12 protein-coding genes are annotated in these 14,243 nt (G+C 46.4%); 5 read left to right on the forward strand and 7 right to left on the reverse strand.

The annotated features are described in order from the left end of the window. Nucleotides 1-22: 22 nt before the first annotated feature. Nucleotides 23-931 (forward strand): LysR family transcriptional regulator, encoded by a 909-nt coding sequence (locus ACLVWR_RS09855; protein ID WP_340599001.1) that lies wholly within the window; start codon nt 23-25, stop codon nt 929-931. Here ACLVWR_RS09855 and ACLVWR_RS09860 read toward each other — a convergent pair whose 3' ends face one another. From ACLVWR_RS09860 to ACLVWR_RS09875, 4 genes are all read right to left on the reverse strand, one after another. Further along, the gene (locus ACLVWR_RS09860; protein WP_413580524.1) at nt 932-1,393 is read right to left on the reverse strand and encodes a hypothetical protein; all 462 of its coding nucleotides are present in this window, start codon (nt 1,391-1,393) and stop codon (nt 932-934) included. Next, the gene (locus ACLVWR_RS09865) at nt 1,381-2,760 is read right to left on the reverse strand and encodes a hypothetical protein (protein WP_413580525.1); all 1,380 of its coding nucleotides are present in this window, start codon (nt 2,758-2,760) and stop codon (nt 1,381-1,383) included. The genes ACLVWR_RS09860 and ACLVWR_RS09865 overlap by 13 nt, the downstream gene beginning before the upstream one ends. Nucleotides 2,761-2,937: 177 nt before the next feature. Further along, the gene (locus ACLVWR_RS09870; RefSeq protein ID WP_413580526.1) at nt 2,938-4,404 is read right to left on the reverse strand and encodes a class I SAM-dependent methyltransferase; all 1,467 of its coding nucleotides are present in this window, start codon (nt 4,402-4,404) and stop codon (nt 2,938-2,940) included. Nucleotides 4,405-4,569: 165 nt separating this feature from the next. Then, entirely contained in the window at nt 4,570-5,676 is a 1,107-nt protein-coding gene (locus ACLVWR_RS09875; protein ID WP_413580527.1) for a fatty acid desaturase, read from the reverse strand. Between the two features lie 252 nt (nt 5,677-5,928). Between ACLVWR_RS09875 and ACLVWR_RS09880 the strand changes: the two genes are divergently transcribed. Then, nucleotides 5,929-6,915, forward strand: a complete 987-nt coding sequence (locus ACLVWR_RS09880) for a hypothetical protein (protein WP_413580528.1) — start codon at nt 5,929-5,931, stop codon at nt 6,913-6,915. A gap of 9 nt (nt 6,916-6,924) precedes the next feature. Continuing rightward, nucleotides 6,925-7,524: a DNA repair protein RecO gene (gene recO, locus ACLVWR_RS09885; RefSeq protein WP_413580529.1), complete on the forward strand. Its 600-nt coding sequence runs from the start codon at nt 6,925-6,927 to the stop codon at nt 7,522-7,524. On the opposite strand, the gene ACLVWR_RS09890 is transcribed toward recO, so the two are convergent. Then, nucleotides 7,521-9,920 (reverse strand): arylsulfatase, encoded by a 2,400-nt coding sequence (locus ACLVWR_RS09890; protein ID WP_413580530.1) that lies wholly within the window; start codon nt 9,918-9,920, stop codon nt 7,521-7,523. The genes recO and ACLVWR_RS09890 overlap by 4 nt on opposite strands. Nucleotides 9,921-10,049: 129 nt before the next feature. Beyond that, nucleotides 10,050-10,940 (reverse strand): tyrosine-type recombinase/integrase, encoded by an 891-nt coding sequence (locus tag ACLVWR_RS09895; protein WP_413580531.1) that lies wholly within the window; start codon nt 10,938-10,940, stop codon nt 10,050-10,052. Between the two features lie 186 nt (nt 10,941-11,126). Here ACLVWR_RS09895 and ACLVWR_RS09900 point away from each other — a divergent pair, with 186 nt between their 5' ends. Together ACLVWR_RS09900 and ACLVWR_RS09905 are read left to right on the forward strand one after the other, a co-directional pair. Continuing rightward, a complete protein-coding gene (locus ACLVWR_RS09900) occupies nt 11,127-12,182 on the forward strand; it encodes a sigma-54 dependent transcriptional regulator (RefSeq protein ID WP_340599017.1) in 1,056 nt (351 codons plus the stop codon). Nucleotides 12,183-12,426: 244 nt separating this feature from the next. Further along, complete coding sequence (locus ACLVWR_RS09905) at nt 12,427-13,041, forward strand: hypothetical protein (RefSeq protein WP_413580532.1); 615 nt, start codon at nt 12,427-12,429, stop codon at nt 13,039-13,041. Here the strand turns inward: ACLVWR_RS09905 and ACLVWR_RS09910 are convergent, their stop codons facing one another. After that, nucleotides 13,042-14,190 (reverse strand): aminotransferase class V-fold PLP-dependent enzyme, encoded by a 1,149-nt coding sequence (locus ACLVWR_RS09910; RefSeq protein WP_413580533.1) that lies wholly within the window; start codon nt 14,188-14,190, stop codon nt 13,042-13,044. Between the last annotated feature and the right edge of the window lie 53 nt (nt 14,191-14,243).

Consider the following 14,243-nt stretch of genomic DNA (forward strand, 5'->3'; position numbering starts at 1 on the left):
CGTTTTTAACGAAGGAGTCACTTTGGCGGCCGATCTTAAAACTCAAAGTTCACAATGGCTTAACTACCACCACCTGCTGTATTTTTATACGATTGCTCAGGAAGGCAGCATTGCCAAGGCTGCAGAGAAGCTCAACGTCGGTCAGCCCACACTTAGTACTCAATTGAAGCAGCTGGAAGAGTCATTAGGGAAGCGCCTTTTTGAAAGATCTAAACAAAGATTGCATATGACAGAGGCCGGCCGGATTGCTTTTGAGTACGCGCAGCAGGTTTTCAATCTGGGTGCGGAAATGGTGGAGGTCCTTCAGGATCGGTTGCAAAATAACCGTGTGCACGTTCAGATCGGCGCGCTGGACAGTGTGCCAAAGGACATCACCCACAAAGTGATCATGCAAGCCTATAAAGCCGGAAACTGCAATGTATCGGTTGTCGAAGGCGCTGGTGATCAGCTTTTGCGGGAGCTTGAGAATCATCATGTCGATCTATTGTTGTCGAACTATATTCCCAGTGTGGATTTTCAATCAGTGTACTCGAAATCCATCGCGAAGCTTCCCGTTGTCGTTTGCGCATCAGAGAAATTCAAACATCTTAAGAAAAACTTTCCACAAAGCCTTGAGGGGCAGCCCTTCGTGGTTCCAACTGTACACAGTCGATTGCGCCGGGAGATCGATCACTATTTCAAGGTGAATCGAATCAAGGTGGATCAGGTGGCGGAAATTCAGGACACGAGTCTGCAGACCTTGTTAGGGGCAGAAGGGGTTGGGTTGATTCCCGTGGCAGATGCTGTTGCCAAAAAACTGACGAAGGATGGAAAGCTGATTGTACTTGGAACCCTGAAAGGTGTTTATGAGGAAATCTGGTTGATGGCCGCGAATCGAAAAATTGAAAATCCGATTGCGGCCCAGGTGATGAAAGAGTTCTCGTTGGACTAATTACTCGCAGATAGCTTTCAAAATTCGGAAAGCCGTAAATTCAAATTCTGAAACTTTGCCGGGCAGTGAAAATTGCAGCTGATTCCAGGATTGTGTTGCTGTTTCTTCGACATTATCAATTCCGGCATCAGTCAGAAGTCCATTCAAAGCCTTGGCGCATTCGGCTTTTGTGGATTTCTTAATAGTGGCGCGATCCAATGCCACGATCAAATCCACCAGCTCAGATGACTCTGCATCATAAGATTTATTGGTCAGTGACGCCTCGCCAATCTGATCCGCTCTTTGAATCACCAGCTGTTTGAACTCCCGGGCCAAATTCATCTGTTGGCCTTTATCCGTGGAGGCCTCAATGGAAGCCACAGACTTTTCAATCAGATTCTTGCTGTAGGAATCGCTCAATGCCCAGGACAATGATGGCGCAAGTAAAATGACGGATAAAAATGAAGAGATTAGTTTAAGCATGAGCCCCCCGCTGCACCATCCTCAACCAGGTCAAGCTTGGTTTGGATTTTTGCATAGTAGTTGGCAGTTTCTTTGATTCGCGCGCTGGAACCTGCATTTCCTTTATTAGGGTAGGAACGTGCGTATTCCCGAAGTTCCGCCAAAAATGTGTCAGCATTTGTGACTTTCTTTTTCGCATACTTGGTCGTAAGCAGCTTGGTTAACGGCGTTTTCAATCCTGCGTAACCCGTGTTGTGGGACCAAACCATAGTCGCACGTTTGATCTTCGCAAGTTCATCCGCTGAAAGTGCAAACTTGCCTTTCATTTTGGAGTCGTTGAAAACGTTATTGTCGAAGTAGTCAGTGGCTTCTTTAAGAGCCGCATAAGTGTAGATCATGTTGGTTACAGGATTTCCTTCCGTGATGGAGATACGATCGCAGGAGTTTTTTGCACCCATGCGTTTATCTTCAGCCAGGAACTCATTGGCAAGTCTGTGGCAGCGAGCGTCCGGATGAGACTTTAGATACTCTTCTGTTTCTGAGATCATTTTATTAACGGCACTGATTGCCGGCTGAGTAAATTGACCGATACCACCGGCTCCAGTTTTGGACATGATATTAACGTGAAAGCCGGACTCAACCGTGATCATACCAAACACTGTACGGATATTTTGTTTTTGAGCCGCTACGGATTCGCCTTCACCAATATAGTTTTTCATACATTGAGAGACGACTTCAAAGCTGTTGTTAACCAAAGTAAAGTAGTTTTCACTCACGCAAGGACGGGCCGGGGCGTTCTTGGATTTGCCACCAGAGCAGGTTTTATAGTCCACCACCGGACCCGAAGCTGCACTTTGCAGATACATGGCCGTTTCGATGCAAACCGGACGGATGATGGGTTTCTTATTAATTGGAGTTCTGATCAGGGCTCCCAGGTAAGAGGCGCTTGTTTTCTTTCTTTCAAGGGCTTCTTCCATATAGTTGTTTTTTGGGGAGCATTGATTAAAGCGCATCTCTGCAAAGTCACTCGCCTTTGAACAGTTTTTACAAGAAATTGCATCTGCGGTGTCGCCTCTGCTGAATGCAAGCAGATCATTCACTTTATTCATTCTGTCAACTTTTTGAACTGCGGCTTTTGAGAGAGATTCTTCGGCTGCTTTTGAAGCCTTGGCTTTTTTCGCTACCGGAGTCGAAGGAGTGGATTTGGGTGCAGTTTTCTTTGCTTTTGGGGCGCTCTTTTCCACAGTTTGGAGAGGATATATTTTTTCAACATACTTAGAGGACGCCATGTCTATAAGTTCAAAAGCACCTCTATTGGAGGACGTCATTACAGTGACTCCACATGTGGCAATCAAGCTGAATTTCAATATAGTGTTAGTCCATTTCATAGGCATGATTCTCCTCACCTTTTTGGAGGAGCAAGATCATTGCCAATAAGTCATATGTGATTTCGGTATCTTAGAGTCGAATTCGCTGTCTCAAACTGAGACAGGCAGAGTTGGTGACGTAAAGTGTCCTGTCCCTGACAGAATCAGAACACTTAACGTTAAGAGTGCGAATGAAATTTACTTTTGAATAACGATGAAAAGATTCACGCCCAGAGGCTCTTTTTCAACCCACATTTTCGAACCAAGGCCATCGAAGACGCGAAGCAAATCAGTCTCTGTACGGTAAATCAAATGCCAATCAAGAAACAGTTCCAGGAAGGGGCCGTATTTGTAGTTTTCCGCGCAGAAGTTTCCGATGATGATTTTCCCGTTGGGCTTTACCGCATCCAGCATGCGCTCAGCAGTTCGGCGCGCAATAGGTTCTGTAAAGTAGTCAAACAAGCCTGCAGTGTAAATCAGATCATAGTCTTTCTGTGGGAACCCCTGGGATATGATATTCTTGATTGCCAGATTGGAAAACTTGAAGCCGAAACCCGACTGAACTTTGCGATCAATGGTGTTAAGTTGGCGGTGAGCATGCTTCAGGGATTCCTCATCCTGATCAACACACGTGAACTCTGCATGGCGGTCCAGGAATTCAGGACAGTCTTGCAGGAAGATCTGCTGTTCTTTTGCGGGACCGCTGGCGATGGACATGATTTTTAAATTCTGTTCGGCAGGCGTGTCCTGGAAAAGCTCACGAATCTTTTTTGCCAGATACTGACTGCGGTTACGGACAGCGGTTCCGGATGCGTCTTCCACGAAGTACTTGTGAATGCATTGATCGTACAACGTTTTGCCTACGACCTCATCGCGGTAAAGCTGATTCATCATTTCGTAGTCGCCGGCATAGCCCCGTGGCTTGTGGTAGGCGCGATGAGCGAACGGAGCGCCCCACAGTAGCGGTCCCATTTGCTCCCGGGCAAAGTTCATGGCCCATTTCAGCTGGAACTTGCTCATGCCTTTCAAAAGACCGGGAATAAGCGGGTAGCTGGGACTCAGTGCTGAGTTCATGTACTTGGCAAAGGCCTCAGCCACGGCTTTACGGAACTCCATTTCCTTGTGGAAGTCGTGAAGGGGTTTGCTTTCCTCAATACGGTCGATGCGAGGCTTTAAGTTGGCCAAAAAATCACGCAGCTCATAGATGAAAACTTTGAACTCCACGGGGAGCTGGGCCACCGCATGGGAGTAATTGTTTTGCTCTTCCATGGCCTGATGGGCAGCTTCGTGAGCTTTGATCAGCTCGACGTTCAAAGGTTCATTCATGATGTCCAGGCCGATAATGATCTCGCCATTTTTTGAGTCAGCCAGGCGCTCTGACTGGGTCCAGCGAACCTGCAGGGATTGCAGGTGAGAGTCCTTGAAGTGAACGGCTCCGGAGGTGGAGAGGTTCGCTTTGATGAGCTCTTGAACCATGGGAAGTTCTTCGGGTGTCACGACAATGGAGCAGCCAAAGATGCTTACGTCGTGAAGGGGAGCTCTGAATTTGTCAAAGTTTAGGAAAAAGGATTGTGGTGTCAGAAGGCTGCGGTCCTGTCTGATGGATCGCAGCTGTGCGTTCTTATCGACGCTGAAGTTCTCTTGTTGTAATGCCGACTCGCCCATGAATGTTCCTCTCGGTAAGACATTGATAAATTCAATTATCTTGGAGGAATAAACGGAAAACCAATTAGTCCCGTTGTTGGACTGCAAACTCTGGACGTAAATCTATTATTGATTTGTATGAGGGAATAAAAAAAAGCCCGCTGGATGCGGGCTTTGAGATTCTTTTTAGACTTTTTGTAAGTGGAGTTTCCACATTTTCATGCCCATTTGGAACTCAATGTGGGCAACTTCAATTTCGTGGCGAAGTTCTGCAAGCTTCAGATCGTAAGCCTCTTTCAGTTCCTCACGCTTGCGTGCGGCATCCGCTTTGAACTGTTCGTAGTCTTCACGAAGCTTTTTGATTTTCGCCTGTGCCTCGATGATTTTTTCTCTCATCACTGCCAAGTGCTCATCCGCCATGCCCACTTTTTTAAGCTCTGCAGATTCAGCCTGCAAACGGGCTTTCAGGATTTCAACGTTGGAGATCTGGCGAAGTTTGTAAGCCAATCCCATAACGTTCAAGGTTTTGATAACCCATTTAGTTGGATCCCAGTGATACCACTTGATACCGTTACGGTAATCGATTTGGAACTTATGGTGGAAGTTATGGTAACCCTCACCATGAGTCAGAACCGCCACGAACCAGGAGTCACGTGCAGAGATCTCTTTGGAGTATGTTTGTTTACCCAACGTATGGCATAGGGAATTCACAAAGAAAGTTGATTGCTGAGTAAGGAAGATTCTTAGTCCACCTGCGATCACCAAGCCACCCAACCATGAGCCCATCGCTGCACCAATCAAAGTTGGAACAACAAAGCCTGTGGCAATAGCCAACCAGCCGTAATACTTGTGCTGGAAGTGTACCATCCAGTCTTTCTCAAGGTCTGGTGCCTGGATTTTTTGATCCACGGAATCCTTAAAGAACATCCAACCCATGTGGGCATACCAGAAACCTTCGTTGATGTTGTAAGGATCTTTTTCGCCATCAATGTGCGTGTGGTGACGGCGGTGATCTGAAGACCATTTCAACGCCGAACCTTGGAATGCAGAAGCGCCGATCAAAAGAAAGATCGCTTTGGCAATAGGGTGAGCATCGTAGCTTTTGTGTGAAAATAGACGGTGATAGCCTGCCGTGATGCTTAGATTGGTTGCAGCAGCAAAAACCAAGGCAAACAGGGCAATTCCCCACTCGAACCCGTGAGTGTAGAAATAAATTGGCAATAGAATGAATGTGACCAGTGGATTCAGGGTCAAAAAGAGGGCAACCGGCCATTCAATTTTTTTCTTTGTCATTTGTACCTCTGCCTTAAAATCTAACAGAGCTGCAATATTTTCGATACATAATTCCCTATGCCGCTCGTGGCTGAACGCCTCAGGTGTCGTTATAAGACAGTTGAAGGGCCTGATTGAAGCGCCTTGTTATTCGTGAGCTTCTCTAGGACGAGGATGAGGCGAAGATAAAAGTTTATTTTTTTTCGTAAACCAATGGGTAAATAAGACCTTTGTCCCAAAGTCATTTGGCAAAATCAATGCTAGCTTCTTTATATGTACATCGATGTGGTGCGACCGGAATCTTGGGACGAACTAAATGACTCTTTGAAAACGCAAATGGGATTGCCTGATCCTTTGCGAGTTCGTGCCTATAAAGGTATCGCCCAGGCTGTGTTTGAGGTCACTCAAGGCAGCGCCCAATTCATGGCTCATAAAAAAGCAATCGGTTATATCAAAGGGCAAACCTCAGTATTCGATCATCTTCTGCCGTATTATTACAAAGAAACTTACGAAGTTAATCTGCTCTCGCATTTGCAGCTGCAGGATGTAAGAGCATGGGCTGATGGTCTGAAAAAAGACACGAATTTCGTGGTTTTTGCCGAGGATCATCCGGTCACCGGGGAGTTATATCCCTTCGTCGATGAACTGGATAAAGTTCTAAATGAGAAACGTATATACTCATTCCGAATTTCCCATGCCAATCACTTTCACGATAAGTCACAAATCCGTCCTTACTCAGTAAGACTGTGTTCTCTATCTCCGGAGCTTGCTGTTGCCGTGTTGGGGGAACGATTTCGTTGTCCACCGATGATGGTACAAAGCATGGAATGGAATCACGCCGAGGTCCTGCAGGAGGCTGTTGTATCTGCGGAAGGTCGCAGCGTGAATGCCGCGTTGATAGGCGCTTTTGAAACTTCTTTAAAAGACTTTGCTGAACCTTATTTTACTGCCGAACAGTCACGTTTGTTTGATCGTGCAGTGGTCATTTTTAAGGATACCAGCGCCGAGGCTCTGGCGGAAAAGACTTTCACCAAACTGGGACTGAGCAATAAAGAGGGTTGGTGCGAAGTTGACAGCACCAACATGTGTCACTGGTCCGGAGTTAAAATGTTTTCGTCCTGGTGGGAACCAAAGCCCACCAATGAAACCTTGCGCGGAATGCTGATCGCAGGCCCCCAGATCCTGCAGAATCCTCAGTTTGTGAAGGCATTGCGCGAAAGTTACCAAGAACTGCTTGAAGAGCAGACTTGGACCGTTTAGATATGGGGAATGTCCCAGCAAAAGGATAAATTCATAATTTTACGAAAAATGAAGTACGGCGAGTCCGACTTGATTTTGCACGCGATCTCTCCGCAAGGTGAGAAATGGTCCTTTATTGCCCGGGGAGCATTGAAAAGTAAAAAACGTTTTGGTGGCGGAATTCTGGAGCCCACTCACTTCGTGACGTTCACTTACAAGGAAAGCACTGAAGAAGGCAAACTGAATACCCTGCAGGAAGCCTCGTTGATCAATGACTTCGCCGGAATTCGTCAGGACTATGATCACCTGGAGTTCGCGTTGCACGTTTTGGATTGCGTATCCAAAGTATCCCAAGAGGGCGACAAGCATTCCGATTTTTTGTTCAATCTATTGGGGCACACTTTAAAATCAATTGAAAACGCCAAAGATGTTTTGGTTTTGAAAATGCATTTCTATTTGCGCTTCCTGCTTCAGCAGGGCGTGATTCAACCAGAGCCCTGGATGGCACCATTTCTTAGAACAAATTTGGCGGATACAAACTCCTTACTGGAATATCGTCAGGTCGTCGACGAGGAATTGAACAACGTCGAAAACATGGTTCGCTATTACATTGCTCACGCGGTTATCTAAAGCTCTCGATCCGCAGGTCTTTCTGAGGTGGGAGTTTTTGTTGTCTCATTCTTGGTTTGAGTTGCGGCCGCCTCCGGTTTTAACTCTATAGTCACTTTTTCAATTTTCCCTGTGAATTTAAATGGCAATTCGTAAGTAAAATCCACGGGTGATCCTATATCCATGCCGATATCAAGTCCTTCAATGATCGACATTTTTAGTGGGATCGTTTTTTCCAGGCGACCTTCAGCCAACGGTTTTCCATTCGCTGCAATTTTGATGGTGCCACCTTTTCCCAAACCGCCTCCGTCATATTTAAAATCGACAACCAAGGTGTGTTTGCCCTTAGGCAAGACCGTTTGTGATGTGAACGTAGTTCTTTCCAGAGACAGATAGTTATAGACTAATATGACTTTCCCTTGCTGCATATAAAGTCCGTACCCACCGCCATTACCGCCATGGGTGATGATCATTCCCGTTGTTTTGTCGTCGAGCACTTCGATATTTGCACTGATCGTCCATGACTTATTTAGGATGGATGGTGCAGAGCTGTCTGGCAGGCCAACCATTCCCTCGTAATATTCCATTTTATTACGTCCTTGAGTTAGACTTGGACGCCCGGTCAATTCATCGCTGAAACGAACGGTTCCGCGCCAGTCGAGTGGAAGCACGCGATACTTGGAAGCTTCTACCCACCATAAATCCTGGAGCTCGCGAAGTTTCTCAGGATGTTTTTCACTTAAATCATTTGCTTGCGAAAAGTCCTCATCGATTTTGTACAGCTCCCATTTTGCCTTATCTGGATCAAAATCTTTTTCGTTGCGATTGGGCTCCCATGGTACAAAGGATGCCGAGGATGCCATCCAGCCATTGTGATAAAGTCCTCTGTTAACGGCGAGCTCAAAGTATTGAGTTGTTCTTTTCGAAGCTGCCTTTGCATCATCCACTGTAAACGCAAAACTGATACCTTCGATGGGTCTTTGCTGGATACCGTTTAGAACTGACGGCGCGGTGATTCCGCAGAATTCATAAATAGTCGGTACAATGTCGATCACGTGCAAAAACTGACTGCGCAATCCACCTTTGTCTTTAATTTTGTCTGGCCAGGAAATAACCATCGGATTTCGAGTTCCACCGAAATGACTGGCAACTTGTTTGGTCCATTGAAACGGCGTGTTCATGGCATGAGCCCATGATGATGGGAAGTGATTGAAGTGTTTCGGGCCCCCCAGCTCATCAATGACTTTTAAATTGTCCTCCCATTTTTCAGGCAGGCCATTGAAGAACACGTTCTCATTCACAGAACCACCCAATCCCCCCTCTGCGCTGGAGCCGTTGTCGCCGATTATATAGATAATAAGTGTATTGTCGGCATCGGGAAGCTGTTTGACTGAATCTATCACTCGGCCCATTTCATGATCACAGTGAGAACCATAGGCGGCGAATATTTCCATCATGCGAGCATATAGTTTTTTCTGATCTGAATTGAGCGAGTCCCAGGCCGGAAGACCTTTTGATCTTTCCGTCAGTTTTGTTTCCGCAGGCACAACGCCTAATTTCTTTTGTCGTTCCAGGGTTTCCTCGCGGTACTTATCCCATCCCATATCAAATTTTCCTTTGAATTTTTCCAGCCACTCTTTCGGAGTGTGATGGGGAGCATGAGTTGCGCCGGGAGCTACATATAAAAAGTAAGGTTTATCTGGAGCGATAGATTTGGCTTTTCGAACCCAGGTGATTGCCTTATCTGCTAAGTCCTCTGTGAGATGATAGTTGGGATTATCAGAGCGAGGAACGAGTTTATGGTCTTCATACAAGACTGGATTCCAGTGATCCATGTCCCCACCATTAAAACCATAGAAATAATCAAAACCGAGCCCATTGGCCCAACGATCAAAAGGACCAACCGCGCTGGTTTCCCAAGTAGGGGTGTTATGATTTTTCCCAATCCAAGCTGTCATATATCCGTTTTGTCTAAGAACCTCACCTACGGTTCCGCATTCTTTGGGAAGAATGCACGTGTACCCGTCATAGCCAGTGGCCGTTTCGGTAATTCCAGCAAAAGATGCCGAGTGATGATTGCGCCCAGTGATTAAGGCGGCACGGGTAGGACTGCACAGAGCTGTCGTATGAAACATGTTGTATCGAAGCCCATCAGCAGCGAGTTTATCAACCGTTGGCGAAGGGACTCCTCCTCCGAAAGTGCTGAATTGACCGAAGCCAGCATCATCCAAAAGAATCAAAACAACATTCGGAGCTCCATGGGGGGCTTTGATCTGCTGAGGAAACAGGGCGGCATCCGAATCAAATACTGTGCGTCCAATACTGCCGGTAAAGTGAAAATCGGGACGAGGTAACACATCTGGAGTGGGTTGAGATTTTTCATGAGTAGAATTGGCTGCGGAATCTTTTCGTTTCAAGAAGGACCTCCGGGAGAATATTTATTTTTTCGTTTTCACGATAAATTTTAATATTCTTAGAGTGACCATCAACGCGTAATTCAGCATTGGACTTGAGGCTGTATGTGTTGTTCGGTGGCCGGGCTGGTTCTATTTGCCCTTGCCCAAAGGATGAAGCGCTTCCATTGTGCGAGCCAGCTGATCAATTCCCAAATGAGTGTATTTTTCTGTCGCCTGAAGGCTTTCGTGACCAAGCATTTCCTGAAGGGTGCGCAGATTCGCTCCGCTTGATAGCAGATGAGTTGCAAAGCTGTGTCTTAAAGCATGGGGGTGTAGCGGCTTTAAAAGACTGGCACGTTGCCCGCTTTTGCGGACCATTTCGTAGGCGGTTCTTTGTACCAGTGGTTTTTCACCAAATACAAAGTCATCAAAGCCGCACTCTTTTTTCCAACGTTGCAGTGCCTGAACCGTCATGCCAGGTATTGCCACGATACGCTCTTTGTTTCCCTTGCCCAGGACACGCAAAGTTTTCTGCGCGATGTTCACAGACTCCCATCGCAGGTTGCAGGCTTCACTGATCCGCAGTCCTCCACCATAAAGAAGCAAGAACAATACTTTTTCGTTCAAGGGCACTTGATGTTCACGATCAAAAGTGTGAAGGACCGCCAAGACCTCATCGACACTCAAAAAGTGCGGTAACTTACGGGGTACTTTCGGGCATATCACTTGAATCGCGAGATTCCGCTCCAGCAGATTCTCCTCTTCGTAGGCCCAGTGGAAAAAACTCTTCAAAGTGGCAGCTTTTCGATTCCGGGAAGCCAGAGATAGGGAGGCCCAACGGTTGAAAGCAGCCCGGACTGCCCCCATCAATTCGGCCTCAGACCATGAGTTTTTCTCGGATTGTGAGTTTTTGTCCAACTCGAAGGCCTGCTGCAAATCGAGGGTGTAGTGCTTGATTGTAAGGGGCGAGGCCGATTTAACAAAGGCCATGTATTTCAAATACTTATCTATATTTTTAGAGAGCTGAAAAGCCTTGCTCATAAGCACCCTGAAGTATCGGCTCCGGGCATGGTGGATAAAAAAAATATAACGCCATGCATTTTTTTTATTGAAAAAGGTACAGGACTAAGGTTATAACTCAATGCGTCGGAAGCGTCTCACACTGAGTCATTCAAAGTGAGACAGCTACCAAAACTCTTTAGAAGAACGTTACCGAAAGGTGGAGCCATGAACGATAACAATTCTACGATCCTGCCCTCTTCTCAGAATGCTAACCAAATCATGTGGAATACAAACACAACTTCCAAAGTGATGGAAAACAAGACTATCGTCTACACTTCTGAAGTTATGGGCAACCTGATGAAAATGATCGATCGCGTAGCTCCATCTGGCGCGAACATCCTGGTACTTGGTGAGTCAGGTACAGGTAAAGAGTTGATCGCTCGCTCCATCCATGAACGTTCAAACCGTAAAAACAAACCATTTATCGCTATCAACTGCGGTGCTCTTCGCGAAACATTGCTAGAGTCTGAGTTGTTCGGTCACGAAAAAGGTTCATTCACTGGCGCTTACAACCGCAAAATCGGTTTGGCTGAAGCTGCTAACGGCGGGACATTGTTCCTGGACGAAATCGGTGAATTGGATCCAGCTATCCAGGCTAAACTTTTGCGCTTCATCCAAGAAGGCGAAATGTTCCGCGTAGGCGGTAAAGAGCCAATCAAAGTTGATATCCGTTTGATCTGTGCGACGAACCGTGAGTTGGATCAAGAAGTTGTTCGCGGTAACTTCCGTGAAGACCTTTTCTATCGTATCAACACGATCGTAGTAAGTGCTCCGCCACTTCGTCGTCGTAAGGAAGATATTCCTTCTTTGATCAACCATTTCCTGAATAACTCTCAGCATGCATACTTGAATCGTGGTCGTTCAGTTTCTGAAGACGCGATGAAAGTTTTGATGAAATACGAGTGGCCAGGAAATATCCGTGAACTTCAAAACGTATGTGAGCGCCTTCAGATCCTGTCTGACGGTCACATGATCATGTTGAACGATCTTCCAGAGAACATCAGAAACCCTGAGACTCAAAAAGACGTGATCGAGTATGATCCAAACATGACTTTGCATGATCTTGAGAAGCGTTACATCTTGAAGGCTCTTCAGCACTTCGGTGGTAACAAAACTCAAGCGGCAAACAACTTGGGTATCACGATCAAGACTCTTTATAACAAACTTCATGAGTACGGCGAGTTCGAAAAATTCGCAGTTCACACGAAGCCAGCTAAATAGGTCTACGGCCCAAATTTAAATAACGTTCTATGGCTCAGTGGGGTTCCTCTCTCTTCCCTCACTGGGCCTTTTTTATTTGGATGGGCGGGGAAGTACTTTTCAGGGCGGCGGGGATTGTCTCTGTATAAGACGTTTACAGCTGGGTGTGTGTTTATTTCAATCTGGGGTTGGTCTGGATCCTGCTTTGTAAGTTGGTGTTGAAAAACTAACTTTTAGCCCTTGATGGGCGTAACGAGGCGGAATTATGAAATCATTTAAAGTTTTTATCGCAACAGCTGTAGTCACTTTGAGTGCTTCCATCAGTGTTGCAAGCATGTCGCAAAACTCCCAACAATATTCAGCGTGTGTGAATGAGCTTGCCCGTATCGGTTTTACCGATATTGCCCAGGTTCAGCGCTCTTGCTTTTCCGGTCTTCGTGAGGACGGTCTTGGGTATGCGGCTTGTATGGCAAATATGACCATTATCGGTCTTCCATTGGGTACCAGTCAGTTGGCGCCAAAACAAAAAGGCATCACAGCTGCTGAGGTTTGCTCTGCAGGTACAGATTCTCAATTCCTGAATTGTGCATTTAACCAGGTTCAACAACAGGGTAGAACTGCTGAGGAAGCGGTTCGCTCTTGCCCAAATCAATTCTACCGTCCACAGAATATGGTGACGAATGGTGCTGAGTTCTCCCGCAAGTCAGACGAAGTGATTGTTCAGGAATCTATTGACGACTTGGTTAATAACTACGGTGGCAGCAGACATTCCACTTACACTGCTCCAAGAGCACAACAGCCTTCCCAAGAGTCTCAGCCAACGTACGAAGCTCAACCAGCTTCCGGCACAGTTTACTCTGACCTTCCAGAAGTTGAGTAATCAGATTTTAGCGACCGCGGCCTTGATGTCGGTTGTGTCGTGATACAATCCAAAACCAAATCGTAAACGTGAGCCCCGGGAGTCCGTCATAAGACCCCGGGTTTTCATTTCTTTGACCAGCTGTGAAGTCGCATCAGTCGACGGCAGATTGAAAGTTAAAAAGTGACCGTGATTTTTCAAGTTATCCTGGATGAGGTTCTGACGGTTCACCAGGGGATGGTTTACTTTTGCAAGTTCCTCAAGAAACAGCTGTTGATTGTTCTGAATCAAAGTATGAATTCTGGTGATGTCCAACCCCTGATCCTTGAAAGTTTCAAGAGTGGCGATCAATCGATACATTCCGGAAAAATCCATGGTGCTGCCGGCATACTGATAAGCATCGGTCGGATAGCCGACTTCGTTGCCGATCGCTGACAGTTTCGAGAGCTCTGCAAACCAACCGGTATACATCGGACGGTGACGGGTGCTTGGTGGGACATAAAGAAAGCAACAGCCTTCTCCACCCTGTGCATATTTATAAGATCCGGCGACATAAAAAACCTTCTCCTGAATGGGCTTCAGGTTCAGGGGCACCGCCATGAACGAATGATAGCCATCGATCACAAAAGGAACATCGGAAGGGGCATCCTTCACAAGTCTTTCAACATCGCAGACCAAACCCGAATTGAAGAATACATGGCTTAGGAAAATCATATTCCAATCTGAGGATTCCATGGCTTGTTCGAAGCGTTCGTGAAATGTGTCGAAGGGCAGAGTGGGGATTTTCACAACTTCAAAATGAGGAAGTTCTGCAAGGCGGCTGACTTGGCGGTCGAACGAGTAGAATTCAGAATCTGTGGTTAGAATCCGGACTTTCTGATTCCAATCCAGGGAACTCATTAGTCGGAAAACAAACTCGTGGGTATTCGGAGCAAATACTATTTGCTGGGAATGTGTCAGATTCAAAACTTCAGAAATGAGTCTCTGAGCTTGAGGAACCTTGACTGAAAAGATGTGGGACCATTTGTCGTCGACATATTTGGCGCAATCGTCCCAGTATTGAAGCTGGGCTTCGCGAGTCACGTCTGGCCAATAGTGATGGCTGTGGCTGGCAAAATGGAGCAGGGTGGGATTCGCTTCTGTAAATCGACGATAAAGATGTTTGTACATGCAGCGATGATAATAAAAAAGGGAGTCGTTGACTCCCTTTTTTTGATTGCGAT

The sequence above is a fragment of the Bdellovibrio sp. HCB288 genome, assembly GCF_047305935.1.
Lineage (GTDB): Bacteria > Bdellovibrionota > Bdellovibrionia > Bdellovibrionales > Bdellovibrionaceae > Bdellovibrio.

Coding starts and splice junctions, on each gene's coding strand:
- ACLVWR_RS09875 (WP_413580527.1), bottom strand. CDS start 5,676: ATGACAAAGAAAAAAATTGAATGGCCGGTTGCCCTCTTTTTGACCCTG.
- ACLVWR_RS09905 (WP_413580532.1), top strand. CDS start 12,427: ATGAAATCATTTAAAGTTTTTATCGCAACAGCTGTAGTCACTTTGAGT.
- ACLVWR_RS09860 (WP_413580524.1), bottom strand. CDS start 1,393: ATGCTTAAACTAATCTCTTCATTTTTATCCGTCATTTTACTTGCGCCA.
- recO (WP_413580529.1), top strand. CDS start 6,925: ATGTCCCAGCAAAAGGATAAATTCATAATTTTACGAAAAATGAAGTAC.
- ACLVWR_RS09870 (WP_413580526.1), bottom strand. CDS start 4,404: ATGGGCGAGTCGGCATTACAACAAGAGAACTTCAGCGTCGATAAGAAC.
- ACLVWR_RS09895 (WP_413580531.1), bottom strand. CDS start 10,940: ATGAGCAAGGCTTTTCAGCTCTCTAAAAATATAGATAAGTATTTGAAA.
- ACLVWR_RS09910 (WP_413580533.1), bottom strand. CDS start 14,190: ATGTACAAACATCTTTATCGTCGATTTACAGAAGCGAATCCCACCCTG.
- ACLVWR_RS09880 (WP_413580528.1), top strand. CDS start 5,929: ATGTACATCGATGTGGTGCGACCGGAATCTTGGGACGAACTAAATGAC.
- ACLVWR_RS09865 (WP_413580525.1), bottom strand. CDS start 2,760: ATGAAATGGACTAACACTATATTGAAATTCAGCTTGATTGCCACATGT.
- ACLVWR_RS09900 (WP_340599017.1), top strand. CDS start 11,127: ATGAACGATAACAATTCTACGATCCTGCCCTCTTCTCAGAATGCTAAC.